The following is an 11,572-nucleotide window of genomic DNA, read 5'->3' as shown; positions in this document are numbered from 1 at the left end:
GACGACTGCTGGAAACCCTCGCGAAATTTCGTCGCCCTAGCGTGGAGTGATGCTGATCCAGTCCCGCCCGCTGGCGGATCCGGAGGTCGCCGCGCTTGCCGCGGCCGAGCAGCGCGAGCTGCGTGAGCTTGCGGGCGGTGCCGCCGGGCGGGACATCGGTACGCACGGTGACGCCTGCTGGCTGACGGCCGTGCTTGCCGGCCGGGCGGTGGCGTACGGCGGGATCCGGGTCCGCGACGACGACACCGGCGAGTTGGAGCATCTGTACGTGCGTCCCGCCTACCGGCGTCGCGGTGTCGCCCGCCAACTGGTCGCCGCGCTGGAGGAGTTGGCGTACCAGCGGGGGCACTCTCTCGTTCGGGTGGAGACCGGGCCGCACCTGCCAGCGGCGGTGGCGTTCTTCCGGGCCTGCGGGTACGAGTCGCTTCCCGGCGACGGTGAGCCCGGTGGCGGACCGTATCGGCCCTGCCTCGCCAAGCGGCTGCCGGTTCCGGCCTGAGCCCTGCTCAGGGGAGGTCGAACGGGCGGTCGAGCCCGATCCGCAGGGAATTCTCCGATCGAGCATGGGCGGCCGATGGCGGGGTAGGTCAATCAGGGACAGCGGCGACATCGTTCGCCGTACCCCCGACACCTGCGATGATCCCGCAGCGGAAGGACATCATGACCTACGACCTGTCATCGACCCCCAGGACCCACGAGCCCGATTCGCCGAACGGCAGCGGCGTCCGTGAACAGGCCCGCCAGGTGGGTTCGGATGCCGCTCACGCCGGCGGAGCGGTGGCCGAGACTGCCCGCGAGCAGGGCCGGGAGGTTGGCCGGGAGACCGCCCGCCAAGCCCGCGACCTGTACGGCGAGGCTCGTACACAACTCGCCGGTCAAGCCGGTGAGCAACAGCGACGCGCCGCCGGTGGCCTTCGCTCGCTGGCCGACGAGATGCGTTCGATGGCCGACAACGGTGGCCAGGCCGGCCCGGTGAGCGAACTCGCCCGGCAGGCCTCCGACCGGGTGCACGGTGTCGCCGGTTGGCTGGAGCAGCGCCAACCCGGCGACCTGCTCACCGAGGTACGCGACTACGCGCGCCGCAACCCCGGCACCTTCCTGGTCGGCGCGGCCCTGCTCGGAGCGGTGGCTGGCCGGCTTACCCGCAACCTCTCCGCGAATGGCGACGACAGTTCCGGCCACACCGCCACGCACGACCCGTACGGCGACCCCGACCGGACGGTGGCCCTGCCGACGCAGGCCCCGCCGCCCGTCGGGCCGACGGGAGTGTCCGCCGGAGAAAGCCTCGACCCGCGTACGCAGCCCGCCGACGTCCGGCCGATCGGCGAGGGTCACTCCGCAACGGGCGCGCCGCTGCCCCCGGTGGACCGGACCGATCCGCTGCCGGGCGTGCCGTCCAGCGGAACTAGCCGCCGGTGAGGACCCGAGTCATCCGAAGGGAGGCGACGGCATGACCACGCCTACGCAGAGTTCCGCGGCGGACGCCCGGAACCATCACCCGCCCTCCGCAGACGAGGTCCGGGATAGCTCCATCGGCGAGCTGATGCGCCAGGTCACCAGCGACCTGTCGACGCTGATGCGGCAGGAGGTGGAGCTGGCGAAGGCCGAGATCCGGCAGGAGGGGAAGAAGGCGGGCAAGGCCGCTGGCCTATTCGGCGGTGCCGGCTTCGGCGCGTACATGGTCGCCCTGTTCCTCTCCCTCGCCCTCTGGGGCGGCCTGTCCAACGTGATGGACGCCGGCTGGGCGGGACTGATCGTGGCCGTCATCTGGGCGGCGATCGCGGCAGTTCTCTACACGATGGGCCGACGGAACGCGGAGCGCATCCGTGGGCTCAAGCAGACCAACGACAGCGTGCAGCGCATCCCCGACGCGCTCAAGCCACACCCGGAGGGAGTGACCCGATGAGCACCGACCCCGTCCAGATCCGCCGGGAGATCGAAGCCACCCGCGACAACCTCAGTTCCGACGTGGACGCCCTGGCGTACAAGGTCAGCCCGGGCCGCATCGTCGACGACCGTAAGCAGCGGGTGCGTAGCACGCTGCAGAATGTGAGGGACAAGGTAATGGGAACCGCATCCGACCTCGGCCATCAGACCAGCCAGGGTGCCCACTCGGCCGGCGATCGTGCCGCCGCGACGGCCGCTGCGATGGGCGACGCCGCGCATTCGGCCACCTCGGCCGTCGGCGACGCGGCACATCGCGCCCCGCAGGTCATCAGGCGCAAGTCCGAGGGGAACCCGCTGGCCGCCGGCCTCATCGCCTTCGGCGTCGGCATGCTCGTGTCCTCGCTCGTTCCCCCGACTCAGCGTGAGCAGCGGTTGGCCACCCAGGCCCGGGAGAAGGCCGGTGAGCACGGCTCGGCGGTGACCGAGACGCTGGGCCGGGTGGCCAGCGAGGTGAAGGAGGAACTGCGCGAGCCGGCGCAGCAGGCAGCCGAGTCGGTGAAGGCCAGCGCGCAGGACGCCGCGCAGGCGGTGACCGATGACACCCGGTCCGCGGCCCACGACGTGAAGCACCGGGCGCAGCACTCCCGGGACCAGGTACGGCACTGACCGGTCAACGAACCCAGCGGCTGCTCGCGCCGGTCCGTCGTACGCACCGGACGCGACATCGGCGTGACGTAGGCAAGGGCTCCTCCTCGGGCGTACCCGATCGGAGGAGCCCTTGCCTTCCGCCCGTCTCGCGGTCTCTGCCGGGGTAACGGCCGCGCCCGGCGTCAGCCCGGGCAGGCCGCGGCCGGCGGGCTCAGCGGACGCGCCGCACGGCGCTGACCACGAAGCCGCTGCCGGGCAGTGCCGGCATCCGGCTCAGGTCCACCGCGAGATCCTGCGGTGGTACGTCGTAGCGGACGACCTCGGTCAGCAGCGCCACCGCACGCTTCATCAACTCGATGGTGATCCACTCTCCGGCGCAGCGGTGTCCGGTGAGATGACCTCCGCCGCCCTGCGGTATGAATGTGAACGGGTCACCCGGCCAGCCGGCGAAACGCTCCGGCCGGAACCGCTCCGGCTCCGGCCACAGCTCGGGGTGATGATCGGTGCCGTAGAGATCCAGCAGCACCCGGCGGCCCTGCGGGAAGTGGTAGCCCTGCCAGTCGAAGTCCCGCCGGACCCGGGCCACGGTCACCGGGAAGAACGGGTAGTAGCGGCGTACCTCCTGCACGAACTTCCCGGCGGCCTCGTCATCGTCGCGTACCCGTTGCCGCCAGGCGGGATGGTCGTGCAGGGCCAGCGCGGCGAAGACCACGAACCGGGTCACCGCGACGGTCGGGCGCAGCACGTTCAGCAGTTCCACCGCGGCGACGCGGCGGGGCAGCCGATGCCCCGCGCCGTCGCGGTGCTCGGCGATCACGCGCAGGGCGGTGCCGTCGGGCGGGGACAGCGACCCGCCGCGTACCCGCTCGACGAGATCGCCGGCCCAGTGCTCGCCGCGCAGCCGGCCCAGCCGACCACGCCAGTGCTTCGGACCGAGCGCGGCGGCGCTGTCGATCATGGCCTGTAGGTCGGCGGTGCGCCGGTCCAGCTCGCCGGCGGCCAGTGGCACCCCGGCCCAGGCGCAGACCGCTCGGGTCAGCATCGATGCGACCTCGGTGTGCAGGGTCACCGTCCCGGCCAGTTCCCAGGCGGGCAGCCGGGCCTGCCACTCGTCGACGAAGAGTTGCCCGAGCCGCCGCACTGCGGTCGGCGTCATCAGCGACATGAACATGGCCTTGCGGTCGTGGTGGGCGTCGCCGTCGAGACCCTGGACGCCGCCCCGGCCGGTCAGCGTCCGTTGACCCCGGCCCGGCATGGCGCCCGCCCGCACGAACCGGTCGGCGTCGTAGAAGAGTTCGGCGGCGGCCCGGCCGCGCAGACAGATCGTCGGCTCCAGCAGCAGGCGGGTCTGGAAGATGTCGGTGCCGTGCCGCTCGCACCGTTGACTGACGAACCGGTAGCCGGCCCGCAGGAAGGCCAGAGTGCTGTCCGGGCTGCGGTCCGTCGGAATGGTCGCCATCGGGTCCCCTGCTGCCGGGGCGCGGCCGTCGCCGACCGGCCACTCGATCCTCGCGGATGGTGACTACCCAGGTCAGGGCGGCGCAACCGCATCAACGGGCGGCAGCGCGGCCGGGCCGGTCCGGTAGCGGAGCTGCTGGCCCCTCCCAGGCTCGGGGAAGCCTGGTTAGCTGAATACGGCGGCGTCGTCGACCTGCCCCGGCGGTTGATCCGGCCGCCGGGCCGGGTCGCTGGTTGCGTCGTCGGTCAGGGGTTCGGCAGGCCACGGGGAGGATGGATGCGAAACAACCGTGCGGCGTACTGGCGACGGTGGCCAGCCGGGGCGGCCGGCAGGGACCGACCACCGCTGGTGGGGCCGCCACGCCGCCAGGCCCGGCCCGACCGCCACTTCACCGTGCATCTCGGCTTCACCGCTGCCGATCTCGTCACCGCCCGTGAGGTGGCCGTCGGGTACGCCGAGGCGTTGAGCGTGCTCCGGCCCGAGCTGGCGATCGGTGCGTGCGCGTTGTCGCCGGCCGATGCCTGGCACCGTGCGGAGCGGCTGTTCTGTGGTGCCCTCGGGCCGGACGCCGAACGGTGTGTCGATGTCGCCGGCCACGCCGGTTTTCATCACGCGCCCGGTCCGGGTGGCCTCGGCTGGGGCGACGGTGACTAGGTCGGGGACGCCGCCGGTCATCGTCGGTGCCGGCGGCGTCCCGTGAACGTCTCCGGGGCACCGCATCCCGCTCAGTCCAGATCGAACTCGCCGTCCTGGGCACCCGCGACGAAGGCGTCCCACTCGGCCTGGGTGAACACCAGCACCGGGCCGTCCGGCTCGGCGGAGTTGCGCATGCCGATGAGATCGTCGACGAAGGCGACCTCCACTGCGGCCTCCGAGGTGTCGCCCTCGGCCCGTTGCCAGACCGCCCGGGAGAGGTCGAAGTCACCCTTGGGGTGCGCTGTCATGGTCCCGTCCTCCAGTACCAGGGGAAATGGGGAAGCCGGTTCGTTCCCTCATCGGGCAGGATAAGCGGATGCCGAGCCTGAGCCGTGCAGAGGCGACCGCGCGTGGCGCGTCGATCACCGTCGAGTCCTACCAGGTGGATCTCGACCTCACCGGGGGCGGTGAACGCTTCCGATCGCACGTCACGATCCGGTTCCGGGCCACCGGCCCCGACACCTTCGCCGAGGTCAAGCCGGCGAAACTGCTGGCGGTACGCCTCAACGACACCGATCTCGATCCCGCGACGCTTGACGACAACCGCCTGCCGCTGACCGGCCTGGCGACGCAGAACACGCTGACCGTCGAAAGCGAGATGGCGTACACGAACACCGGCGAGGGGATGCACCGCTTCGTCGACCCCGCCGACGGTGAGACCTACCTGTACGTCATGTCGTTCCTGGACGATGTGCAGCGGGTCTTCGCCGCCTTCGACCAGCCGGACCTGAAGGCGCCGGTCACGTTGTCGGTGAGCGCGCCGGAGCACTGGACAGTGGCGGCCAACGCGGAACTCGCGGCCAACCCGGGGCCGGGTCGCTGGGAGTTCGCTCCCACCCTGCCGATCGCGACGTACTTCTTCACTCTGATCGCCGGCCCCTGGCACGTACGCCGGGACACCCACGACGGGATTCCGCTGGGTGTGTACTGCCGGCGTTCGCTCGCCGAGCACCTCGACGCCGACGCGGCGGAGATCTTCACCGTCACGAAGCAGTGCCTCGACCGGTTCCACCAGCTGTTCGACGAGCGCTACCCGTTCGGCAAGTACGACCAGGCGTTCGTGCCCGAGTTCAACGCCGGTGCCATGGAGAATCCGGGCCTGGTCACCTTCCGCGACGACTACGTGTTCCGCTCGGCGGTCACCGACAGCGAGCGCGAGCTGCGCGCCACCACGATCGCCCACGAGATGGCGCACATGTGGTTCGGCGACCTGGTCACCATGCGTTGGTGGGACGATCTGTGGCTGAACGAATCGTTCGCGGAATATCTGGGCACCCGGGTCACCGCCGAGGCGACCCGGTTCGACCGGGCCTGGACGACTTTCGCGTTGCGCCGCAAGGCGTGGGGATACGCCGCCGACCAGCGCCCCTCCACCCATCCGGTGGCACCCGAGCGGGTCATCGACGCCGCCGAGGGGCTGCTCAACTTCGACGGCATCTCGTACGCCAAGGGGGCCAGTGTGCTGCGGCAGCTGGTGGCGTGGCTCGGTGACGAGGCGTTCCTGGCCGGCCTCAACGATCATTTCAGCCGGCACCGCTTTGGCAACGCCACCCTCGCCGACCTGCTCGATAGCCTGGCCGCCAGCAGTGGGCGGGAACTGACCGACTGGGCGGAGTCCTGGCTGCGGACCGCGCAGGTCAACACGCTGCGGGCCGAGGTGGCGCTGGACGCCGACGGCCGGTACGACGAGGTCGTGATCGCCCAGACCGCGCCGTCGACGCACCCGGTGCTGCGCCCACACCGCATCGGCGTGGGCCGGTACGCCGTGGATGGCACCGCCGAGCGGTTCGAGGTCGACCTCGAACCGAAGAGCGACGACGGCCGTACCCGGCTCGTCGGGTTGGCCGGGGAGCCGGCGGCTGCGGTTCTGCTGCCCAACGACGGCGACCTGACCTTCGCCAAGATCCGCCTCGACCCCGCGTCGGCCGATGCGGTGCCGCTGCTGCTGCCCCGTCTGCACGACCCGCTGGCCCGGGCCCTGCTGTGGGGTGAGGCGCTGGACGCGGCGACCGACGGGGAACGGCCGGTCACCGGTCTGGTCGACCTGATCGTCGCGGCACTGCCCACCGAGACAGAAGTGATCATCGTCGAGGACGTGCTGACGATGAGTCGCAGGCTTATCGACCGCTATCTCGATCCGCTGGCCCGACGGTCCGCTCTGGCCCGGGTCGCGGAGTCCTGCCGGCGGTTGCTCGACGGCGCCACCCCGGGAGAGTCGTTGCAACTGGCCGCCGCCCGGGGGCTGATCGCCGCGAGCACCGATGCCGAGCTGCTCACCGGATGGCTGGCCGGCCGGGCCGTGCCCACCGGGTTGGCCGTGGACACCGAACTGCGGTGGGCGCTGCTCGGCCGGTTGGTGGTGCTCGGTGCCGCCGGTGTGGCCGAGATCGAGGCCGAGGCGGCAGCCGACCCGAGCGCCACCGGTGCCGAGCGGGCCGCCCGGTGCCGGGCCGCCCTGCCCGATCCCGCTGCCAAGCAGGCCGCATGGAAGATCATCGTGTCGAACACGGAACTGTCGAATCGGCTGGTCGAGGCGACGGCGGAGGGCTTCTGGCAGCCCGAGCAGGCCGACCTGACCAGCACCTACGTGGCCAGCTACTTCGCCGACATGCCGGCCGCCGCGCGGCTGCGTACGCCCTGGGTGGCTGATGAGGTCGCCAAGCTTGCCTACCCCCGCCACGCGGTGTCCCAGCCCACCCGGGAGGCGGCCGCGGCGTTGCTGGCCCGCGAGGACCTCACGCCGGGGCTGCGTCGGGTGGTCACCGACGCCGACGACGACCTGCGCCGCGCCCTGGTGGCGCGCACGGCGGTAGCCGCCACGAGCGCGTGACGACCGTGGCCGGGCCGGTCCGGAGGGTGACGGCCCGGCCCGGCCATGGTCGTGCACGCCCTAGGATCATGGGGTGGAGGAAGACATCCGGCGGATCGGCATCATGGGCGGGACGTTCGATCCGATCCATCACGGGCACCTCGTGGCCGCGAGCGAGGTGGCGGACCGGTTCGGCCTCGACGAAGTGATCTTCGTACCGACCGGGCAGCCCTGGCAGAAGGCCGACGTCCCGGTCAGCTCGGCCGAGGATCGTTACCTGATGACCGTGATCGCCACGGCGTCCAATCCCCGGTTCCAGGTCAGCCGGGTCGACATCGACCGGGGCGGGCCCACCTACACCGTCGACACCCTGCGTGACCTGCGTGCCCAGTACGGTGCGAAGGCGCAGCTGTTCTTCATCACCGGCGCGGACGCGCTGGAGCGGATCCTGAGCTGGAAGGACCTCGACGAAATCTTCGAGCTGGCTCACTTCGTCGGGGTCACCCGGCCGGGTTTCCAGCTGACCGCCGCGCACCTGCCCGCCGACACGGTCAGCCTGGTGCAGGTGCCGGCCATGGCGATCTCATCCACCGACTGCCGGGCGCGGGTCGCCCGGGGGGAGCCGGTCTGGTATCTGGTGCCGGACGGTGTGGTGCAGTACATCGCGAAACGGTGCCTGTATAGGGAGTGATTCGACCGCTTCATGCCGTTTTCCGGCTGAAACTGGCGAGTCGGGAATCCGGGCCGTGTGAGAGGCTGGAAGCCTCGCACGGTTGATCGAAGGAGAACGGTGACAGTTTCCGAACGCGCTCACGAGCTGGCGATCGTCGCCGCCCAGGCGGCGGCCGACAAGAAGGCTCAGGACATCGTCATCATCGACGTGGGCGACCAACTCGCCATCACCGACGCGTTCCTGCTCGCCGCGGCCCCGAACGAGCGCCAGGTGCTGGCCATCGTCGACGCCATCGAGGAGGCCCTGCTCGACCTGCCGGAGAAGGCGAAGCCGGTGCGTCGGGAGGGCGAGCGCGGCGGTCGTTGGGTGCTGCTCGACTACGTCGATGTCGTGGTGCACGTGCAGCACACCGAGGAGCGCGAGTTCTACGCCCTCGACCGGCTCTGGAAGGACTGCCCGACCATTCCGTTCGTCGACCGGGACCTCGCCAGCGCAGAGGCCGCCGCCGGATCGGGCGAGTGACCAGGCTGATCATCTGGCGGCACGGCAACACCGACTGGAACGCCGCCAGCAGGGTGCAGGGACAGACCGACGTACCGCTGAACGACCTCGGCCGGGAACAGGCGCGCAGGGCCGCGCCGCTGCTGGCCGCGCTGCGCCCGGATGCCCTGGTCGCCAGCGACCTGAGCCGCGCCGCGGACACCGCCGCCGCGCTGTCCGCGCTCACCGGCCTGCCGGTACGCTCCGACGCCCGCCTGCGGGAGCGGGACTTCGGCAGCTGGCAGGGGCTGCTGCTGGCCGAGGTGGCGGAGCGGTTCCCCGCAGAGTACGCCCGCTGGCGGGCCGGGGACCCCGACCCGGGAGCGGACATCGAACCGTTGGACGAGTTGGGCAAACGCATCGGCACCGCGTTGCAGGAGGCCGCCGACCAACTGCCCGGGGGCACCGTGGTGATCGCCACCCACGGCGGCGCCGCCCGTCAGGGCTGCGGCCACCTGCTCGGCTGGGAGCACGCCGTGCTGCGTGCCGTCGGCTCGCTGCGCAACTGCCACTGGACGGAACTGCGTCACGACGTCGAGCGCGGGTGGCACCTGCGCGCCCACAACGTCGGCCCGATGGAGGCCTCCACCGTTTCGACAGGCACCGCCGCGACAGGTGTTCCGGTCTCCGCCGAGCCGGTCTGAGCGGGCGCGGTCAGGCAACCGTCCAGCTTGATCCGCTACGGTGCCCGCATGCCAGTCGCGGTCGTCACCGACTCCACCGCCTACCTTCCACCCGAGCTGCTGCGGAAGCACGCGCTGACCGTGGTGCCGCTGACCGTCGTGCTGGCCGGCGTGGAAGGGCTGGAGGGCGTCGAGACCTTCCCCGCGGACGCCACCCGGGCGCTGCGCGCGCGGCGGGTGTCGGTGAGCACCTCCCGCCCGTCGCCCGAGCAGTTCGGCCGCACGTACCGGGAACTGCTGGCGGCCGGGGCGGAGGGCATCGTCTCGGTGCACCTGTCGGCCGGGCTCTCCGGCACGGTCGAGGCCGCCGAGTTGGCCGCCGCGGAACTGGGCGGCCGGGTCAGCGTGGTCGACAGCCGCTCCTGCGGGATGGGTCTCGGTTTCCCGGCCATCGCGGCGGCCCGGGCCGCCGCGCGCGGTGCCGACCTGTCCGGCGTACGGGCTGCGGCAGCAGCCGCCGTCGATCGCACCAGCATCCACTTCTACGTGGACACGCTGGAGTTCCTTCGTCGTGGCGGGCGGATCAACGCGGCGGAGGCGTTGCTCGGCACCGCACTGTCGGTCAAGCCCATCCTGCACATGCCCGAGGGGCGCATCGTGCTGCGGGACAAGGTCCGCACCGCCAGCCGGGGCATGGCGCGGCTGGCGGACCTCGCCGTCGAGGCAGCCGGCGACGGGCCGGTGGACCTGGCCGTCCACCACCTCGACGCGCCGCAGCGGGCCGAGGAACTCCTCGACACACTTACCGTTCGGCTCGGCGACCGGCTGCATGCGGCGTACGTGTCCGAGGCCGGTGCTGCCGTCGCGGTGCACGTCGGACCCGGTCTGGCCTGTGTGGTGGTCCACCGTGGGCCGGACACCGCCGACTGACCTGCCCGCCGTTGGTGGCAGCGGTGGGCGAGGATTGATCCCATGGCCGGGCCGGGGGAGGTAAGGCGGATGTCCTGTGTGGTGACCGGTGGGGGGCGCGGGGTCGGGCGGGGCATCGTGGAGCGGTTGCTCGCCGACGGTGGAGCGGTCGTGGTGATCGAGCGCGATCCGGGGGCGTTGTCCTGGGTGGCGGAGCATGCCCGCGCCGACCGACTCGCGGCGGTGGTCGGTGACGCCGGTGACGAGGGCGTCGCCGGGCGGGCCGCGGACCTGGCGGAGCGCTTCGGCCGGCTCACCGGTTGGGTGAACAACGCCGCCGTGTTCCGCGACGCCTCGGTGCACGACGCGCCGGTCGGCGAGGTCGTCGACCTGATCACCCGTAACCTGCGTCCCGCGGTGGTCGGTGCCGCGACCGCGGTACGCCGCTTCCTCGCCGCCGGCACCCCTGGCGTCGTGGTGAACATCTCGTCCCACCAGGCGAGCCGGCCGGTGCCGGGCTGCCTGCCGTACGCCACGGCGAAGGCGGCGGTGGAGGGGCTGACCCGGGCGCTGGCCGTCGAGTACGGCCGGCACGGCATCCGAGCCAACGCGATCGCCCTCGGTTCGGTGGCCACCGAACGACACGAGGCGTTCCTCACGGACCTCACCGACACCGAGCCGGACCAGGCGCGGCGGATCGAGGCGGAGCTCTCCCGGCTGCACCCGGTGGGCCGGATCGGGCAGCCGCAGGACGTGGCGGAGGCGGTGGCGTACCTGCTCTCGCCCGCGGCCGGCTTCGTCAACGGGGTGACTCTGCCGGTCGACGGCGGGCGCGCCGTTCTCGGTCTGGACCCGCAGGCGCGCACCGACTGAACCAGGCGCGGCGGGGAACCGCGCGGCACGTGTCGGCTCCGCCGCGTGGCCGGTCCCTGCGAGGGCTCGGGTTCGACGGGCGGCGGGCCGGCACGGCGGCGGTCATAGCAGACCCGGTGCATGATCAGGGCGCTGTCCACAGAGCCTCAGGCTGTCCACAGGCCGACCGGCGTGGCGCGCTCGACCGGGCCTGGCCGCCCTAACCTCGCGGCGTGTCGAAGGACGAAGACGAGGCGATGGTGGTCCGGCGGCGTCTGTGGCAACTGATGCCCGGCGCGCTGGACCTGCCGGCGGAGGCCGCCGTACCGCCGATGCCAGGCGGCGAGCGGACGCCGGCCCTCACCGGGTGGCCTCCGCCCGCCGACCTGCCTCCGCCCGTGGACCTGTCCCCGTCCGTCGAACTGCCTCCGCTCGGCGGGGCGTCGCGGCCGGTCACCGAGTGGCCGACCGTGCTG

At 72.1% G+C, this 11,572-nt stretch carries 13 protein-coding genes; 11 read left to right on the top strand and 2 right to left on the bottom strand.

Annotated features, from left to right (window positions below; translation table 11 throughout):
• Positions 1-49: 49 nt before the first annotated feature.
• The 4 genes from O7601_RS29365 (at position 50) to O7601_RS29350 (ending at position 2,553) form a co-directional block, all read left to right on the top strand.
• Entirely contained in the window at positions 50-499 is a 450-nt protein-coding gene (locus O7601_RS29365) for a GNAT family N-acetyltransferase (protein ID WP_281564269.1), read from the top strand.
• Between the two features lie 161 nt (positions 500-660).
• Entirely contained in the window at positions 661-1,419 is a 759-nt protein-coding gene (locus O7601_RS29360; RefSeq protein WP_281564268.1) for a hypothetical protein, read from the top strand.
• A gap of 31 nt (positions 1,420-1,450) precedes the next feature.
• Positions 1,451-1,906, top strand: coding sequence for a phage holin family protein (locus O7601_RS29355; RefSeq protein WP_281564267.1), 456 nt, complete (start codon positions 1,451-1,453; stop codon positions 1,904-1,906).
• Positions 1,903-2,553, top strand: coding sequence for a DUF3618 domain-containing protein (locus O7601_RS29350; RefSeq protein ID WP_281564266.1), 651 nt, complete (start codon positions 1,903-1,905; stop codon positions 2,551-2,553). The genes O7601_RS29355 and O7601_RS29350 overlap by 4 nt, the downstream gene beginning before the upstream one ends.
• A 193-nt stretch (positions 2,554-2,746) precedes the next feature.
• On the opposite strand, the gene O7601_RS29345 is transcribed toward O7601_RS29350, so the two are convergent.
• Positions 2,747-3,994 carry a cytochrome P450 gene (locus O7601_RS29345; protein WP_281564265.1) on the bottom strand — a complete coding sequence of 416 codons (1,248 nt, stop codon included), beginning with the start codon at positions 3,992-3,994 and terminating at the stop codon, positions 2,747-2,749.
• 276 nt (positions 3,995-4,270) lie between these two features.
• Between O7601_RS29345 and O7601_RS29340 the strand changes: the two genes are divergently transcribed.
• Positions 4,271-4,648 (top strand): hypothetical protein, encoded by a 378-nt coding sequence (locus O7601_RS29340; RefSeq protein WP_281564264.1) that lies wholly within the window; start codon positions 4,271-4,273, stop codon positions 4,646-4,648.
• A gap of 71 nt (positions 4,649-4,719) precedes the next feature.
• On the opposite strand, the gene O7601_RS29335 is transcribed toward O7601_RS29340, so the two are convergent.
• On the bottom strand, positions 4,720-4,938 hold the full coding sequence (locus tag O7601_RS29335) for a DUF397 domain-containing protein (RefSeq protein WP_093407559.1): 219 nt from the start codon (positions 4,936-4,938) through the stop codon (positions 4,720-4,722).
• A 68-nt stretch (positions 4,939-5,006) separates the two neighbouring features.
• On the opposite strand from O7601_RS29335, the gene pepN reads away from it, so the two are divergent.
• From pepN to O7601_RS29305, 6 genes are all read left to right on the top strand, one after another.
• Positions 5,007-7,520 carry an aminopeptidase N gene (gene pepN / locus O7601_RS29330; RefSeq protein ID WP_281564263.1) on the top strand — a complete coding sequence of 838 codons (2,514 nt, stop codon included), beginning with the start codon at positions 5,007-5,009 and terminating at the stop codon, positions 7,518-7,520.
• Positions 7,521-7,593: 73 nt separating this feature from the next.
• The gene (gene nadD / locus O7601_RS29325; protein WP_281564262.1) at positions 7,594-8,190 is read left to right on the top strand and encodes a nicotinate-nucleotide adenylyltransferase; all 597 of its coding nucleotides are present in this window, start codon (positions 7,594-7,596) and stop codon (positions 8,188-8,190) included.
• A gap of 99 nt (positions 8,191-8,289) precedes the next feature.
• Positions 8,290-8,694, top strand: coding sequence for a ribosome silencing factor (gene rsfS, locus O7601_RS29320; RefSeq protein ID WP_093407553.1), 405 nt, complete (start codon positions 8,290-8,292; stop codon positions 8,692-8,694).
• A complete protein-coding gene (locus tag O7601_RS29315; RefSeq protein WP_281564261.1) occupies positions 8,691-9,356 on the top strand; it encodes a histidine phosphatase family protein in 666 nt (221 codons plus the stop codon). The genes rsfS and O7601_RS29315 overlap by 4 nt, the downstream gene beginning before the upstream one ends.
• 48 nt (positions 9,357-9,404) lie before the next feature.
• A complete protein-coding gene (locus O7601_RS29310; protein WP_281564260.1) occupies positions 9,405-10,265 on the top strand; it encodes a DegV family protein in 861 nt (286 codons plus the stop codon).
• A gap of 69 nt (positions 10,266-10,334) precedes the next feature.
• The gene (locus tag O7601_RS29305) at positions 10,335-11,117 is read left to right on the top strand and encodes an SDR family oxidoreductase (RefSeq protein ID WP_281564259.1); all 783 of its coding nucleotides are present in this window, start codon (positions 10,335-10,337) and stop codon (positions 11,115-11,117) included.
• Positions 11,118-11,572: the final 455 nt, after the last annotated feature.

Origin of the sequence: Verrucosispora sp. WMMD573, from assembly GCF_027497175.1 — a bacterium.
Lineage (GTDB): Bacteria > Actinomycetota > Actinomycetes > Mycobacteriales > Micromonosporaceae > Micromonospora.
The sequence above is the reverse complement of the archived record's forward strand: the minus strand, read 5'-3'. Positions and strand labels throughout refer to the sequence as shown.